General features: G+C 62.7%; 14 protein-coding genes. 5 read left to right on the top strand and 9 right to left on the bottom strand.

The window, feature by feature from the left end; genetic code table 11:
• Positions 1-8: 8 nt before the first annotated feature.
• From QA645_RS17330 to QA645_RS17315, 4 genes are read right to left on the bottom strand one after another with little or no spacing between them, the layout of a single operon-like run.
• On the bottom strand, positions 9-1331 hold the full coding sequence (locus QA645_RS17330; protein WP_349253192.1) for a cytochrome c: 1323 nt from the start codon (positions 1329-1331) through the stop codon (positions 9-11).
• A gap of 11 nt (positions 1332-1342) precedes the next feature.
• A complete protein-coding gene (locus QA645_RS17325; protein WP_283051745.1) occupies positions 1343-3502 on the bottom strand; it encodes a xanthine dehydrogenase family protein molybdopterin-binding subunit in 2160 nt (719 codons plus the stop codon).
• Between the two features lie 8 nt (positions 3503-3510).
• Complete coding sequence (locus tag QA645_RS17320) at positions 3511-3975, bottom strand: (2Fe-2S)-binding protein (protein ID WP_283051743.1); 465 nt, start codon at positions 3973-3975, stop codon at positions 3511-3513.
• Between the two features lie 58 nt (positions 3976-4033).
• Positions 4034-4858, bottom strand: a complete 825-nt coding sequence (locus tag QA645_RS17315) for a type 1 glutamine amidotransferase domain-containing protein (protein ID WP_283051742.1) — start codon at positions 4856-4858, stop codon at positions 4034-4036.
• Positions 4859-5241: 383 nt separating this feature from the next.
• Between QA645_RS17315 and QA645_RS17310 the strand changes: the two genes are divergently transcribed.
• Positions 5242-6258 (top strand): aldo/keto reductase, encoded by a 1017-nt coding sequence (locus QA645_RS17310; RefSeq protein WP_283051740.1) that lies wholly within the window; start codon positions 5242-5244, stop codon positions 6256-6258.
• A 317-nt stretch (positions 6259-6575) separates the two neighbouring features.
• Positions 6576-7076: a DNA starvation/stationary phase protection protein gene (locus QA645_RS17305; protein ID WP_283051738.1), complete on the top strand. Its 501-nt coding sequence runs from the start codon at positions 6576-6578 to the stop codon at positions 7074-7076.
• A 190-nt stretch (positions 7077-7266) separates the two neighbouring features.
• Here QA645_RS17305 and QA645_RS17300 read toward each other — a convergent pair whose 3' ends face one another.
• The 5 genes from QA645_RS17300 to QA645_RS17280 all read right to left on the bottom strand — a co-directional run bounded on the left by QA645_RS17300 (position 7267) and on the right by QA645_RS17280 (position 11802).
• Positions 7267-8025, bottom strand: a complete 759-nt coding sequence (locus QA645_RS17300; protein ID WP_283051736.1) for an alpha/beta hydrolase — start codon at positions 8023-8025, stop codon at positions 7267-7269.
• Between the two features lie 234 nt (positions 8026-8259).
• A complete protein-coding gene (locus QA645_RS17295; protein WP_283051735.1) occupies positions 8260-8817 on the bottom strand; it encodes an FUSC family protein in 558 nt (185 codons plus the stop codon).
• A 52-nt stretch (positions 8818-8869) separates the two neighbouring features.
• Positions 8870-9526 carry an NAD(P)H-binding protein gene (locus QA645_RS17290; protein WP_283051734.1) on the bottom strand — a complete coding sequence of 219 codons (657 nt, stop codon included), beginning with the start codon at positions 9524-9526 and terminating at the stop codon, positions 8870-8872.
• A gap of 68 nt (positions 9527-9594) precedes the next feature.
• A complete protein-coding gene (locus QA645_RS17285; RefSeq protein ID WP_283051733.1) occupies positions 9595-11028 on the bottom strand; it encodes an NAD-dependent succinate-semialdehyde dehydrogenase in 1434 nt (477 codons plus the stop codon).
• 108 nt (positions 11029-11136) lie between these two features.
• A complete protein-coding gene (locus QA645_RS17280) occupies positions 11137-11802 on the bottom strand; it encodes a sensor histidine kinase (protein ID WP_283051731.1) in 666 nt (221 codons plus the stop codon).
• 269 nt (positions 11803-12071) lie between these two features.
• On the opposite strand from QA645_RS17280, the gene QA645_RS17275 reads away from it, so the two are divergent.
• The 3 genes from QA645_RS17275 (at position 12072) to QA645_RS17265 (ending at position 15477) form a co-directional block, all read left to right on the top strand.
• Positions 12072-12662: an AraC family transcriptional regulator gene (locus QA645_RS17275; RefSeq protein WP_283051729.1), complete on the top strand. Its 591-nt coding sequence runs from the start codon at positions 12072-12074 to the stop codon at positions 12660-12662.
• 83 nt (positions 12663-12745) lie between these two features.
• Positions 12746-13846: an HlyD family secretion protein gene (locus QA645_RS17270; RefSeq protein WP_283051727.1), complete on the top strand. Its 1101-nt coding sequence runs from the start codon at positions 12746-12748 to the stop codon at positions 13844-13846.
• Complete coding sequence (locus QA645_RS17265) at positions 13843-15477, top strand: MFS transporter (RefSeq protein ID WP_283051725.1); 1635 nt, start codon at positions 13843-13845, stop codon at positions 15475-15477. Before QA645_RS17270 ends, QA645_RS17265 begins: the two co-directional genes overlap by 4 nt.
• The last annotated feature ends 3 nt before the right edge of the window (positions 15478-15480 follow it).

The following is a 15480-nucleotide window of genomic DNA, read 5'->3' as shown; positions in this document are numbered from 1 at the left end:
ACTAGGTCCTAGTTCTGCGCCCGCAGGTCAGCAATATCGCGCGCCGTGAGCGACGAGCCCTTGGTTCCAAAGCGCGCGGTAACGTAGTTGACGACTGCGGCGATCTCGTCGTCGGAGAAGGCATGGCCGAATGAGGGCATCGACAGCGCGGCCTCCGGCGTCAGGCGCCTCGTGCCGCTGATCACGATCTGCGCCACATTCATCGCGCTCGGGTCGTTGACGGCGGCGCTGCCGGTCAGGGTTGCAAATTTCGAGACCACGCTCTCGCCGCTCCAGCCGTGGCAGCTCACGCAAGCGCCCTCGAACACCTTCTTGCCGAGCAGGCTGGCGGTCACGCCATCCTTGTGGGAGACCGGCGCGGGCACCGTCTTTGCGGAAGAGCCGGATGACGCAGCGGGAGGAACGCTCCGCAGGAACGTCACCATCGCCTCGATATCGGCCTTCGTCATCTTGCTGAAGGAGTGATCGACGGCCTCGCCCATCGGCCCCGACGCCGTGCCGTGACCTGACACATGCCCGGCCGCGAGATAGGAGGCGATGTCATCATCACTCCAGCCGCCGAGGCCGCTAACCTTGTTGGAGGAGATATCGGACGCGTGCCAGCCTGCGACCGGCGCCCCGGCAAATTTCTTCCGGTTATCCAGCGCAAAGCCGATATTGCGCGGTGTGTGGCACTCGCCGCAATGCGCCAGCGCCTCGGCCAAATAGGCTCCGCGATTCCATTTCAGGCTTTGCGACGCGTCAGGCTGGAAGCGTGTATCGGGATTGAACACCAGTGACCAGAACGTCATGGCCCAGCGCTGGTTGAACGGAAACAGCAGCGTGTTTGCCGGCGGCACGGCGCGCACCGGCGCCAGGCTGAAGAGGTAGGCCTTGATCGCGAGCGCATCGGCGTCCGTGACGAACGTATAGGACGTGTAGGGCATCGCCGGATAAAGCCGTGCGCCATCGCGGCGCACACCGCGATGCATCGCGTCGAGGAATTTCTGGTCGGTGTACTTGCCGATGCCCGTCTCCGTATCCGGCGTGATGTTGGTCGAATACATGGTTCCGAACGGGAGCTTGAACGCAAAGCCCCCAGCATATTTCTTGCCGCCCGGCCCGGTATGGCAGACCACGCAGTCCGCCGCCTCCGTGAGATATTTGCCGCGCTCGAGCAGGCTGGCCTGCCTCATATCTGCAGGCACGCCGGTCGGGTCGCCGTCCTTGTAGTCCGCCACGGCGACGTTCTTGCCGCCGGTGAACGCCAGCGGCCCCGGCCCGCGAACGTACCAGATCGCGCCCAGCCCAACGACGGCGCCGGCAATCGCGGCGCCGATCACGGATTTCACGACAATGGTTCTCACAACCACGACTTCTTCTCCGCGATCAATTGCCGGTCGATCGGAAGCCGGCGCAAGGCAACACCCGTCGCCGCATAGATGGCATTACGCAGCGCAGGAGGTCCGCCGACCACGCTGGCCTCGCCGATTCCGCCCGGCGCCTCCCCGCTTTTCACGAGGTGAACATCGATCTTCGGGATCTGGTCGATGCGCAGCATGCGATAGTCGTGAAAATTCGACTGCTGGATGCGGCCCTTCTCCACCGTGATCTCGCCATACAAGGCGGCGGTCAGGCCGAAGATCATGCCGCCCTGGACTTGCGCGACCACGGTGTCCGGGTTGACCGCGAGGCCGCAATCCACCGCGAGCGTCACCCGGCGAATGTAGACATCGCCGCCGGTGTCCACCTCCGCCTCGACGACAGTCGCGATCGAACTGTTGAAGGTCGGCTGCACGCTGATGCCGCGGCCGACCCGAGGCCGCAAGGGCTGGCCCCAACCCGACTTCTCCGCCGCGAGCTCCAGCACGTGCCGGATCCGCGGCGTCTTGCCGAGCATGTCGCGTCGAAATGCGACCGGATCCTTGTTCGCCTTACGCGCCAGCTCGTCCATGAAGCATTCGATCGCGAACACATTGTTGTTCGGACCGACGCCGCGCCAGAATCCGGTCGGAACGGCGGGCGGCTCGACGCGGACATAATCGACCTGGAAATTCGGAATGTCGTAGGGCATGTCGACGGCGCTGTCGACGGCGTCGATATCGATGCCCTTCTTGAAGGCGGACGGCAGCCAGCGCGCGATTACCGACGAGCCAGCGACGCGGTACTTCAAGGCGATCACCTTGTCGCCGGAGAGCCTCGCCGAAATGCTGTCGCGATAGACCGGACGGTAGAGGTCATGCTGGATGTCCTCTTCGCGCGTCCAGACGATCTTGACCGGCCCATCGACCTTGCTGCCGATCCGCACGGCGGCGGCGATCATGTCGACCTCGAGCCGGCGACCGAACCCTCCGCCGAGCAAATGCTGGTGGATCGTCACCTTGTTTTCCGAAAGACCGGCTGCCTTTGCTGCGACCGACTGTGCGCGCGCAATGATCTGCGTTCCCACCCAGACGTCGCAGGAATCCGGCGTGACATGGACGGTGCAGTTCAGCGGCTCCATCGTCGCATGGGCAAGGAACGGCATCTCGTAGGACGCGTCATGCGACTCGCCGAAATTGAGCACCTTGGCGACGTCTCCGACGGATTTTGCGACGACACCTTCACCTTCGCTGGCCGCGCGAAGATGGTCCCAGATGTCCCTGGAGCTGAGGTCGGCGTTCTTGCCTTCGTCCCAGCTGACCTCGAGTGCTTCGAGCCCGCACTTGGCGGCCCACATGTGATCGCCGACGACGGCGACCAGATCGTCCAGCGCGATGATCTGCCGTACGCCGGCGACTTTCCTTGCGGCTTCGTCGTCGACCTTCGCAACCTTGCCGCCAAACACCGGGCACTGCGCCAGCGTCGCAAATTTCAAACCGGCCATCATGGTGTCGATGCCGTAGATCACCTTGCCGTTGACCTTGTCCGGCGTATCGAGCCGCTTCAACGGCTTTCCGACCAGGACGAAGTCCTTGGGGTCCTTCAGCGCAACGTCGTCCGGCGGTGATAGCTTGCCGGCGGCCTCCACAAGCTCGCCATAGCCGAGCTTACGGCCGCTTTCCTTGTGAACTACCGCGCCCTGGATCGTGCTGCAGCTCTGAGACGCGACCTGCCACTGCTCGGCGGCGGCCGTGATCAGGATCGCGCGCGCGGTGGCGCCCGCTTTCCGCAACGGGGTCCAGAATGCGCGGATCGAGGTCGATCCGCCGGTGGCCTGAACACCCAGCAACGCGTTGGCATAGAGCTTCTCGTTCGGCGGAGCGTGCTCGAGCACGACCTGGGTCAGATCTGCATCGAGCTCTTCGGCAAGAATCGTGGCAACGCCCGTGTAGATGCCTTGGCCCATTTCGACCTGTGGCATCACCAACGTCACCTGGCCGTCGGCGTCGATCCTGATATAGGCGTTGGGTGCGAACGTTCCGCTGCCTGCATCCTTCACGGGCCCGGCGGTTCCGATTGGAACGTGGAAGGCGAACACAAAACCGGCTGCCAATGTGCCGCCGAGCATCCGGCGACGCGAGATATTCGGCGATGCGGTCATGACGTCACCTACGCCTTCTGAGCGGCCGCCGCCTGCTTGATGGCGGCGCGGATCCGCACATAAGTACCGCAACGACAGATGTTGCCTGCCATGGCGGCATCGATATCGGAATCGTCGGGATCCGGCGTCGCGGCTAACAGCGCGGCTGCCGACATGATCTGGCCGGACTGGCAATAGCCGCACTGCACGACCTCGAGATCGAGCCAGGCCTTCTGCACCCTGGCCCCGACCGGCGTCGCACCGATACCCTCGATGGTGGTAATGGTGCGGCTCTGCAGGTTGCCGACGGGCAGCACGCAGGAGCGCACCGGCTTGCCATCGACATGCACCGTGCAGGCGCCACACTGCGCCATGCCGCAACCGAACTTGGTGCCGGTGAAGCCGAGAATATCGCGCAACACCCAGAGCATGGGCATTTCGGCAGGCGCTTCGAAAGATCTGTCCTGGCCGTTGATGTTCAGCGTCGTTGCCATATGAACTCCTGCTATCTGCCCGGCTCGGCTCAGCGCGATCTGCGACGTCCGCGACCGGTCAGGCGGAAGCGGCGGCGCCAGGCTGACGTTGAGCGGTCGCTTGATCGAGCGCCTTGACCAGCGCCTCACCGACCGAATGATCGGAGCGCGGGTTCTGGCCGGTGATGAGCTCGCGATCGACGATCACGTGGGGCTCGAAATCGACCTTCGTCGTCACCACGTCGCCTCCCGCTGCACTGAGCGCCTGCGGCATGGTGAAGTACATCTTGCCGTGCAGGATTTCCTTTTCGACCCATATCTCTTCCGAGGCGGAAAAGATCGTCATCCGATAGCCGGCATATGGCCAGCTCTTGGCCAGGTCCTTTGCGTCCAGCTCGTCACCGGCCATCAAAGCCGCACGAAACTCGCGCGGACGCGCCATCGCCGAGACCAGGGCAATCGGACCATGACAGAGCAGCGCCGTCGGCTTCGCACGATCTTGGAAGTGACGAAGCACCTCGCCCATCTGCGGATCCTGCATCAGATCGACGACCGGCGCCTGGCCGCCCGGTACGAAGACCCCGGCGTAGCCGTCCAGTCCCTTTGCGATCACCGCAGCCAGCGGCTGGATCTGGTTCATCGCGGGATCATTGTTCCAGAACGCCTTTGCGCGGGCGTAGGCGGCGGTGTCGCCGCCGAAGTGCGCGGCCGAGTCAGAGGCCTTGTCCATGTGGGGCTTGGTGCCGTCCGGCGTGGCGAGCTGAATGTCGTAGCCAGCGCCGATCAGCGCCATGATCGGAACGACGGTTTCGTTGAGATAGTTTCCAGTCGGTCCCCATTTGCCTCCCTGGACTTCGATCTGGGTGGCATTGGATCCAACGACCAGCACCTTTGCCTTACTCATGGTATCAACCTTCCGTTCGTTCCTGTGTGTGAGCAGGGCAGCTCCGCTGCCGAAATGCGGGAGATCCGTTATCAACCAATGTCTCGTTGCGGATGAGCTCGACCACACCGACACCATTGTCGCCGTCACAGATAATCGGAAGCGCGAGCCGAAGCCCGTAAAGAGATGTAAAACGTCGGACAACGAGAGTGCCCGGCAGATACCCGAGCTGCACGGTCCCGCATCGCTCTTGCCGCGAGCAATTTTCCTCGATTTACAAATCGCTATTCGTCAGCGGCAAATCCGCGACATAGACTCCAATGGACAGGCGCTCTTGCCGGCCGGAGATCGATGCACTCCGCGCCACACCGGCAGCGCCAACGTCATCGTCACCGGAGGTTCAAATGAGAATCAGGGAAGCATTATTGGCAGGCCCGCTCGGGTTCGGAACAGCACCACTCGGCAACATGTATCGGGATATTCCCGAGGATGAGGCGCTTGCGACGGTCGACGCAGCGTGGGACGCGGGCACGCGCTTTTTCGATACCGCGCCCTTCTACGGAGCCGGCCTCGCGGAGATCCGCCTCGGCAAGGCGCTCTCCAGGCGACCTCGCGCCGACTACGTTCTCAGCTCAAAGGTCGGCCGGCTGATCCTCGACGAGGTCGAAGATCCGAGCGGCCGGGACCACGGCGACAAGGGCGACATCTTCAAACACGGCCGCCCCAACAAGATCGTTCCCGATTATTCGGCCGACGGCACGATGAAATCGATCGAGGACAGCCTCAAGCGCATGCAGGTCGACCATATCGACTTCGTCTGGGTCCACGATATCGCCCAGGACTTCTACGGCGACCGCTGGCTCGCAATGTTTGAAACCGCGCGCACGGGGGCTTTCCGCGCCCTGTCGAAATTGCGCGACGAGGGCGTGATCAAGGGCTGGGGCCTTGGCGTGAACAAGGTCGAACCCGTGGAGCTTCTGCTCGGCCTTACCGAGGCGACCCCGGATGCCACCTTGCTCGCCGGCCGGTATACGCTGCTCGACCATGAGCTGGCGCTGCAGCGGTTGATGCCTGCCGCGCAGCGCAAGAAGGTCGATATCGTGATCGGCGGCCCCTATAGCTCCGGCGTGCTCGCAGGCGGGCGCCACTTCGAATACGGGGCTGTGCCGCCGGCGATTGCCACCAAGGTCGAGAAGATCTCGGCGCTGTGCGCGGAATACAAGATCCCGATCAAGGCAGCAGCGCTGCACTTTTCCCTGGCACACCCAGCGTCGGCCGCGGTCATTCCCGGCGCCAGCAAGCCCGGGCGCATCCTCGAAGACCACTCCGCGCTCAGGACCAGAATTCCCGCCGAGTTCTGGCAAGCCCTGCGAAAGAAGGGACTTGTGGCCGCTGAGGCACCCCTGCCGATCGACAGATAAGGCGTCGATCGACGAGCATTCCTCGCCGGATAAATTCTGTACCCTGCGAGATTTTACGAGCCGTTACACCGATTTAGTTGAGCCTGATGCTGTGCGGTTCTACCCTTGTGACAGGTTCGGAAATACCTGACGACTTTGGCTTTCAGAAAGTCTGGCCTATCAGCGCACGTCCTTCCAAAGCCAATGCCATACGGATGGCGGCGCGCCATGCGTAGGTCGGGGCGCAATCCGCCCGAGTCCTCCCCTCGGAAGCGCCCCGATCGTCCTTTTTCATCACATTCCATCGCGGCTCGCCGCATCAAGGTCAGGAGACGACAATGATTCCAGCTCGCATTCCGACATCTGAGTCCGCGTCAGCCCTGGCGCTGCTCAACACCACCACGGCCGCCGACGCGCTCAATACGATCCTGGCGGATCTGCTCGCCCTCTATTTCAAGACCAAGAACTTCCACTGGCACATGGCTGGACCACATTTCCGTGATTACCATCTGTTGCTGGACGACCAGGCGACGGAGATATTCTCGGTCGTCGACGACATCGCCGAGCGACTTCGCAAGACCGGCAATACGACCCTGCGATCGATCGGAGACATCGCTCGCCGGCAGACGATCAAGGACAATGACGCGGAGTTCGTGCCTGCCGGCGACATGCTCGCCGAGCTGCGCGAAGACAATTTCGCGCTGGTTCGTGCATTCCGGGAAGCCAAGGCGCTCGTTGATGACGCCAAGGACAATGGCACTTCGGGACTGCTCGACGGCTGGACCGACCAGGCAGAGCGGCGGGCCTGGTTCCTGTTCGAGGCCACGCGATCAGCCTGATCGACCCATCTGAAGCCAGAGTCGTTAAACCCCTTGAGAGGCGCCGCCGGGAACCGGCGAGCGCCTCAACTGCGTTGCTGAGCCGACGAACGCGACCTTCCCTGCCAAGCATCAAGCCGCGCCAAACGGGCGCGGCTCCCAAAATTCGTCCGATCGGCGGGAAGCTATCCGTATCGGTAACGGCGCCGCATCACTCCGCTGCCTTGATGATCAGCTCGGAGACTTCCTTCGGGAAAGCCAGCATCGCGACGTGGCTCGAAGGCACCTCGATCGCGGTGGCTTTGGCCGCCTTCACCTGGTCCTTCTCCATTTGCGGCGGAATGATCGCATCCTTGGTCGCAACGACCATGAAGGTCGGCTTCTCTCGCCACGCAGCCTGACTGATCGTGGCGCCGAGCGTCCTGATGTGGAACGGTCCCTGTGTCGCGGCGACGACCGCCTGTTCCTTGGGCGCAAGGTCGGCCGCGAAGTATTTCCTGATCCCCTCCTCGCTGATCGTGAGATAACCGTCGGCATCCTTGACGAAGGTTTTCAAGCTCTCGGGATCGGGGTATTTCGAGGTCGCGCTCTTCACCGACTCGCCCTTGTCCGGCGCGTAAGCCGCCACATAGACCAGCGATTTGACCTTGTCGTCATTCCCCGCCTCGGTGATGACGGCACCGGCCCATGAATGGCCGACGAGAACGACGGGCCCTTCCGCATTCCGGATGGCCCGCTTGGTCGCCGCGACGTCGTTGTCCAGCGAGTCGAGCGGGTTCTGGACCGCAACGACCTTGAGCCCGGCCTTCTCGAGATACGGAATGACCTTCTCCCAGCTCGATCCGTCCGCGAATGCGCCATGGACAAGCACTGCGGTCTTGGCTTTCGGCTGGGCGGCCAAGACCGGCTGGCCGATCGCAACCATCGCGGTCAGGAGGCTCAAGCCCATAACGCCTTGGTACGATTTCATAGCTGCGTTCCTTCATCTGGTGGGGATATTGCCATGTTCACGATCGGCACGAGACAATCTAATGCTGCAGTCAGCGGCCTGATCATCGCCTTGCCCTGAAACGTTGGCTGCGACGGAAGCTTCGTCGTGATCTTCCTCTCAGGCCGGCGTTTTCCGCAGCCAGTAGAGGCGTGTGGTCGGAGTAAAACCAGTTTAAAGATGTAAAAGCGGCTAGACTGAACTGACCGAAGCTCATCATGCCCCGGCCTGCCCCGCCTTCGCGTGGAGCGCGTTGTCTGACATCGGGGCAATGCCGGCACGGGCCAGGGCATAAGACGCGGCCCATTTCGCCAGCATGCCGACGCCGATCCCGACGACCGTGTCGAGCAGGCGCAGCGGCGGTTGCGCCAGGGCATGCGTCGGGTCGATGGCCGCGACGACGAGCACGACCGTCGTCGTGATTCCTGTGGTCACGATGTCGTCGTGCCGTCCCAGCACCAGCATCGCGATGGTCCCCACGCCGATCACCAGACCGATGCCGGCTGCATTCACAGGAAGCAGAGCGATGTAGATGAAGCAGAGAACGAAGCTCACGAAGGTCGCGGCCAGCCGCGATATCCCCGCCGAGAGGCTCCCCTCGCGAGTCTCGCGGAAAACGAACAGGGTTGCGACCGCAGCCCACATGCCGCCGAGAAGCGTATCGCTGCGATCGATGAAGCCGCCGAGCAACTCCGTTGTCAGGAAATAGGAGACGGCACAGGCGATTGCCATGACGATAGCGTAGATCAATTCCCAAGCCGTGAGCCTCTTCATGACAATCGATCCCTCGTCTTGACGCCGCGCCGCGCGCGCAGGCCGCGCGAGGTCAGCCCTCGATCTGCATTCTGACGGCGCGCTCAATCGGCATCGCCCCCTCCGTCAATTCCAGGATCCTGCGTCGCAGGGCCGGCGTGTGAATCAGTTCCGCGATCGTTGCCGCGACGTCGTCGCGACGAATATCGGTGTGGAACTCCGCGGGCCCGAGGCTGATCGTGCCAACTCCGCTTTCATTGTTAAGGGAGGACGGGCGCAAGATGACCCAGTCGAGCTCGGTCCGGGATAACTCCACATCGGCGCGCTTTTTCACGGCCATGTAATGCTCGAAGCTTTCCCCCCATCCTTGTTGGCGCCCGGCTTCAGGAAACACCGAGACGAGGATGAAGCGCTTGACGCCCGCGCGCCGGGCGGCAACGATCGATTTGCTCACGCCGTCACCATCGATAGCGTCGATCATCGCGTCGCTGCCAGATTCGCCAGCGCCGGCTGTAAAGACGATGACGTCGCTCCCTGAAAAATGGGCTGCGAGCTTCGCCTCATCGATCCGAACGAGATCGCCGTGCGTACCGGCAACGCCGATGGAGCGGAGTCGTTCGCCCTGCTCAGCCCGGCGATAAAGGCCATCGACCTCATCGCCGCGCTGCTTGAGCAGGCGCGCCAGCCTGAACCCGGTCTCTCCGGAAATGCCGACAATGAAAGTCTTCACGTTCGTCCCCGTCAGAACGGCACGTCCAGCGTCAAGCTCCGGGCCACGCCGGGTTGAGTTCAACACGCCTACAGCTTCTCGACGAAAACCGTCTTGATGTTGCAGAACTCTCGAATGCCGAACTCCGAGACTTCCCTGCCGTAACCGCTGTTCTTGACCCCGCCGAAAGGCAGACGCGGGTCGGACCGGACGTTCTGGTTGACGAAGGCCGCCCCGGCGTCGAGATCCTCCGCCGCGATGCGCTCGCCGCGTGCGGTATCAGCGGTGATCACCGCCGATCCCAGGCCGAACTCGCTCGCATTCACGATACGTATCGCGTCCTGCTCGTCCTTGGCGGATATGACCGCAGCGACGGGGCCGAACAGTTCCTCGTCATGGGCCGCCTGGCCCGGCAGAACGTTCGTCAGAATCGTTGCCGGAAACCACGCGCCGGGGCGCTTCGGGGCCTCGCCGCCCAGCAGAAGCCTAGCACCGTTGTTGACGCTCTGATTGACCTGGCTTGCGATCTGATCCCGCGAATGCACGCTTTCCATCGGCCCGAGCAGCGTCTTGGGATCGCTGGGGTCTCCCATCTCGAAACGCTTCATCTCTTCGACCAGCGCGCGCTCGAAAGCCGGCCTGACGCTCTCGACCACGACAAAGCGCTTGGCCGCGATGCAGCTCTGCCCGCCGTTCACCATGCGCCCGCGCGCACAGATCCTGGCGGCGGCGATCGGGTCCGCATCCTCGAGCACGATATAGCCGTCGGAGCCGCCGAGTTCGTAAACACCCTTCTTCAGCACTGCGCCGGCGGTTGCGGCGACCGACTTGCCGGCGGCCACGCTGCCGGTCAGCGTGACCGCGGCGATGTGGGGGTCTTCGATCAGCGGCCGCAAATCCCTAGACGACAGCAGCACCGTTCGGAACAGGTCGATCGGGAATCCTGCCAACCTGAAGATTTCCTCCAGCGCCAGCGCGCATCCTGGCACGTTGGAGGCATGCTTCAAGACGCCACCATTGCCAGCCATCAGATGCGGCGCAGCGAACCGGATGACCTGCCAGAACGGAAAATTCCACGGCATCACCGCAAGGATGACGCCGAGGGGATTGAAGGTCGCAAACGCCTTCGGCGGCGCACCGGGGCCGGAATAGCCAGCACTCATATCGATCGGTATCGGCTTGAGAAACCCTTCCGCGGCATCCGCGAAATAGTCGCAACAGGTGGCACATTTCTCGAGCTCGGCAAGGCCGTCGGTGACAGGCTTGCCCATTTCCTCGGTCATAAGCCCGGCATAGCGCGAGCTGTTGTCGCGAATGACCTTGGCGGCGTTCTTCATCAGGGGAGCGCGTTCCCTAAACCCCACCCGGCGCCACGCGACCTGTGCGCGATGAACATTGGCGGCAATCGACAATGCGTGGTCGACGGTATGCCCGGGATAGGCAAGTCCCTTCTCAGCCGTCGCCGGATTAAATGTCTGAAAGAGGTTGGGTGTGGCCGCTACGAATGCCCTTGCTTCCGCCATCTCTCGCGCTCCTGCTATTCGGTGGGCTCTCTCGATCTGTGAACATCGGCCTCGCCTTGCCTGCGAGCAAGTAAAGAGACGTAAAGGCGACGCCCCGCTGCGCAATTCTCAGTGCAGGCCGCTGGGATTTCCGCCGCTGGGCATCGAGATCAGCGTGATGGCGCCGCGCTCGCCAAAGCCGCGGTTGAACGTGCCTCCGACGCTCTGCACCAGGGATTGCATGAGCTTCAAACCTAGTCCCGCTGGCTGCTTGCTCCGGTTGCGGCCATTATCGCAGACGCAGCACGTTACCATTGGCCCGTCCTTCGACAGTTCGATCCGGATAACGCCGCCTGCCGGGCCAAATGCGTGTCGACACGAATTGGTAATGAGCTCGGAGACGGCAAGCCCAAGCTTCCAGCAGCTTTCGGCCGCAAGAAACTGTGGCTCGGACTCGACGAGCAGCAGCTTGATGTTGCGATTCCTCAGTCGTGCAGCACTCACCGCGCCGCACAACCGCTGCAGATAGGCGCAGACTTCGATTGGTTGCCGGCCGGCCGGACACGTCAGCGCCCGATGGACATCCGACAACTGCATCAAAAGCGTTGCTACGTCGGTCAGCGCAGCCCGAACTGCCGTGCTCTGCGACTTGTGGGCGCGCAAGGAGATTGCATTGATGACGCCTGCATATTCGTTCTTGATCCGGTGGGACATCTCCTTCAGCAGGACATGGTCTTCGACATCCGAGACCGGCGTCTCCTTGCTCAGCTCCGCGAACTCGAACACATCTCTCATGTTGCGTGCTCCTGGCTCTCACGACTCCGTCTGCCAACCATTCTCAACGAAATGGATCCTAGCTATTCGGCGCCCGCTGCCTTGATCAGCACCGCCGAGACTTTCCCGTTTGTGCTGTAAAATGGAGGACAGAGCCGGCCAGAGGCTCCCTCCTCTTTTTACAACCTTTAACTTTCGCCTGGCGTGGCCCGCGCGCATGGTTCCAGCGCCAATTTCCAACCGGGTGAACCATGGATGGCTCTACCACTCTGTCTCGCGGCGCAGAGGCGATGCCGGCGCATATCGCCAGCAACATGAACGGTGATACGCCGGCCGAACCGTCTTCGCTTGCCTCTGCGCATACAATGATGGAACTGCTTCGGAGCGCGGATGCCGTCGTCGTCTCCGACCACGCCCGTGCCAGGCAGTTGATCGATTGCGTGATGGACATTTTGCGTGCGACCCTGGACGAGCACGCAGATGCTCCGTCCGCGAGCGCAGGTCGGCTGGCCCCCTGGCAAGAGCGCCGCCTGAAAACGCATATCGAAGCCAATCTGAGCGTCTCGCTGACGACAGCCGAGCTTGCCGGCGTGGTCAATCTCAGCCCCAGCTATTTTTCCCGGGCATTCAAGAAGAGCTTTGGCCAGCCGCCGCACTCCTATCTGACGACGAGGCGAACCATACGCGCCCAGGAGCTGATGCTCACGACCAACGAGCCGCTCAGCCAAATTGCAGTCGCCTGCGGCCTGGTCGATCAATCGGCTTTGTGCCGCTTGTTTCGCCGCACGGTGGGCCGCAATCCACACGCATGGCGGCGGGCGTTCAAGGGAGCCAGATGCAGTGGTGTGCTCCAATCGTCCCTGCTCCACTCCCGGCCATAGCATAACCAATCCGCGGGAGATCTCGCGCGCGTCGAACGACTGACCGGTGAGGGTCAATGCCAGTCGATTCAAAGGACATGTTGATGCGCGCGGCCACGCCCGAGCCGCTTCGCGCTCATCGTGCGATTGCGGCAGCCCGGTCCTATCTGCGGTTCCTGGCTCCCGCCTTTGTTCTGCTGATCGTTGTTGCGCTGATCGCCCTGGCTGCGAATCACTGGAACACCTGGACGGGTCAGGCCGCCATACAGTCGACGGATGATGCCTATGTGAGCGCGGATGTTACCCGCCTCAGCACACGCATCTCCGGTCAGGTCTCGTCCGTCGCTGTCGACGATTTCCAGTCGGTCAAGGCGGGCGACCTGCTCATTCAGATCGATCCTGCCGACTATCAGGCTCAGGTCGACCTGGCGGGCGCCACCCTGGCCGCATCGCAGGCGGTTCTTGCGATTCTTGGTGACCAGATCGAGCGCCAATATGCTGTCATCGCACAGGCCGAAGCGACGCTCCGATCGACAGAGGCCCTCGAGACCGAGGCGCGCCAGGAGCAGGAACGGCAGCAAGCGCTGTCGCAGACCGACGCAGGCACGCGCCAGCGCCTCGAGCAGGCTACCGCCGCTTACAGCAAGGCGCAGGCCGACACCCGCGCCAGCCGCGCGGCTGTCGCCGAACAACATCACCAGCTCGAGGTGCTCCAGGGGACAAGAAAGCAGCGTGCCGCGGATGTCGAGGGCGCCAAAGCGACTTTGGCCGCTGCGAGTCTGAAACTGGGTTATACCCGGATCCTCGCGCCGTTTGATGGCGTGGTCAGCGAACGGCAAGTTCAGCGCGGCGACTATGTCACCATCGGGCGCAACTTCATCAATGTCGTGCCGCTCCCCGACGTCTACGTCATCGCGAACTACAAGGAAACGCAGCTGACGCGCATCCGTCCGGGCCAACCCGTCGATATCGCCGTCGATAGCTTTCCGGACCGGCCGCTGCGCGGACATGTCGAGCGGATCTCGCCGGCGTCCGGCTCCCAGTTCGCGCTGCTCCCGCCGGATAACGCGACCGGGAATTTTACCAAGGTCGTTCAGCGCATTCCCGTGCGAATCGCCTTCGACAAGCATCAGCCGCTGCTCGCTCAGCTGTTGCCGGGCATGTCCGTCGTCACCCGTATTCATGTCGATGGTGGCGGGGGATGAGTGACGACGACGATCGGCACGGGCCCGTTTCGTTCGGCGGCATCACTCCGCAACCGCTGTTCGCGGTCGCAGCCGTCGTTCTTGGCTCCATTTTCACCAACTACGACACACGATTGATCGGCTACGGCCTCCCCGATCTGCGCGGCGCGTTCTCGCTCAGCTTCGACGAGGGAGCCTGGCTCTACACAGCCTCCGTCGGATCGCAGATATTCGTCGCGCCGGCGGTGGTCTGGCTCGTCACGACCTTTGGACTGCGACGCATCCTGGCCGTGCCCAGCCTGCTGTTTGCCGTCGTCTCCTATGTCATCCCGTTAACGCGGAATTACGAGACGCTGATGGCATTGAGCATCGTCTACGGGATGTTGCTGGGGACCTTCGTGCCGGCGACGTTCATGATCATCTTCCGTCACTTGCCAAAGCAGTGGTGGCTCTGGGCAATCGCCCTCTATGCCGTGCGCGTTGGCCTGACGCAGGATATAGGCCTTGCCGCCGCCGGACTGTTTGCCGCGGACCTCGGATGGCAATGGTTCTACTGGCAAGGCGTCGTGATTGCGCCGCTGATGGCATTGCTGGTCTATCTCGGCACACCTCCATGCCAGATCAATCGCGGCCTCCTACGCAGGGCCGACTGGGCCGGCATGCTCTTGTTCGGCGCGTCGTTGTCGATGTTCTACGCGGGGCTCGATCAGGGCAACCGGCTCGATTGGCTCGGGTCGGGCATCGTGGTCGGTCTGCTCGCCGGAGGCGGCGCTCTGTTCATGGCCTTCCTTGTCAACGAAATTTACGCCGGCGATCCCTGGGCCAACATCAACGTGCTGTTCAAGCGCAACGTCGGATTGGGCCTCGCAACCGCTCTGTTCTACACCCTGACCAGCCTGTCCAATTCCGTCCTCGTGCCCGGCTTCCTCGGGACCGTCACGCTGCTGCGTCCCGAGCAGTATGGATCGCTGATGCTGGCGTATGGCGCCCTGCCGATATTGATGCTGATACCACTTTCGATCGTCGTCCTTCGACACTTCGATGCCCGTTGGGTCGCTGCCTTCGGACTCTCGGCTTTCGCCGCAGTGGGTCTTCTTGGCATGCAATTGTCCAGCGATTGGGCGCCGCCGGACTTTCGTCTGATCGTCCTCCTGCTGTCGGTCGGCCAGGTCTTCACCTTGACGCCGGTCATTCTTACCCTGGTCGCAAACTCGGATTCGTCGCGCGCAACCGCATTCTCCGCCTATATCCAGGTTATCCGCGTGGTCGGCGCGGAGGTCGGTGTGGCCTTGATGACGACATGGCTACGCGTCCGCGAGCAGATCCATTCGAACTATCTCGGACTTCATGTTGCAGACGGTGATTCCGAGGTGAGCCATCGGTTGACCGCGCTCGCCGATCATCTCTCGGATCGTGGTGCGGACGCGGCCTCGGCACGAGCGATCCAGGTTTTTTCGGAAACCGTCGCGCGCGAGGCCAATGTCCTGGCTTTCATCGACGGCTTCTCGCTCTGCTTTTGGCTCGCGATCACCGGCCTGTTCTGCCTGTGCTGGATCACGCGGGCACCACCAGGGCCGTTCACGCCCGCGCCGTTCGGCTTTGCCAAAGCGTTGCTGCGTCGGTGCGGTGTCACTTCGGCGACGCAGGCCTGAGAG

The organism is Bradyrhizobium sp. CIAT3101, assembly GCF_029714945.1.
Classification (GTDB): Bacteria; Pseudomonadota; Alphaproteobacteria; order Rhizobiales; family Xanthobacteraceae; genus Bradyrhizobium.
This window is presented reverse-complemented; position numbering and strand designations above follow the sequence as displayed.

Excerpts from the sequence above, each read along its gene's own strand:
- QA645_RS17305 (WP_283051738.1), top strand. The coding sequence starts at position 6,576 with ATGATTCCAGCTCGCATTCCGACATCTGAGTCCGCGTCAGCCCTGGCG.
- QA645_RS17310 (WP_283051740.1), top strand. The coding sequence starts at position 5,242 with ATGAGAATCAGGGAAGCATTATTGGCAGGCCCGCTCGGGTTCGGAACA.
- QA645_RS17300 (WP_283051736.1), bottom strand. The coding sequence starts at position 8,025 with ATGAAATCGTACCAAGGCGTTATGGGCTTGAGCCTCCTGACCGCGATG.
- QA645_RS17315 (WP_283051742.1), bottom strand. The coding sequence starts at position 4,858 with ATGAGTAAGGCAAAGGTGCTGGTCGTTGGATCCAATGCCACCCAGATC.
- QA645_RS17270 (WP_283051727.1), top strand. The coding sequence starts at position 12,746 with ATGCGCGCGGCCACGCCCGAGCCGCTTCGCGCTCATCGTGCGATTGCG.
- QA645_RS17280 (WP_283051731.1), bottom strand. The coding sequence starts at position 11,802 with ATGAGAGATGTGTTCGAGTTCGCGGAGCTGAGCAAGGAGACGCCGGTC.
- QA645_RS17285 (WP_283051733.1), bottom strand. The coding sequence starts at position 11,028 with ATGGCGGAAGCAAGGGCATTCGTAGCGGCCACACCCAACCTCTTTCAG.
- QA645_RS17325 (WP_283051745.1), bottom strand. The coding sequence starts at position 3,502 with ATGACCGCATCGCCGAATATCTCGCGTCGCCGGATGCTCGGCGGCACA.
- QA645_RS17320 (WP_283051743.1), bottom strand. The coding sequence starts at position 3,975 with ATGGCAACGACGCTGAACATCAACGGCCAGGACAGATCTTTCGAAGCG.
- QA645_RS17275 (WP_283051729.1), top strand. The coding sequence starts at position 12,072 with ATGCCGGCGCATATCGCCAGCAACATGAACGGTGATACGCCGGCCGAA.
- QA645_RS17265 (WP_283051725.1), top strand. The coding sequence starts at position 13,843 with ATGAGTGACGACGACGATCGGCACGGGCCCGTTTCGTTCGGCGGCATC.
- QA645_RS17295 (WP_283051735.1), bottom strand. The coding sequence starts at position 8,817 with ATGAAGAGGCTCACGGCTTGGGAATTGATCTACGCTATCGTCATGGCA.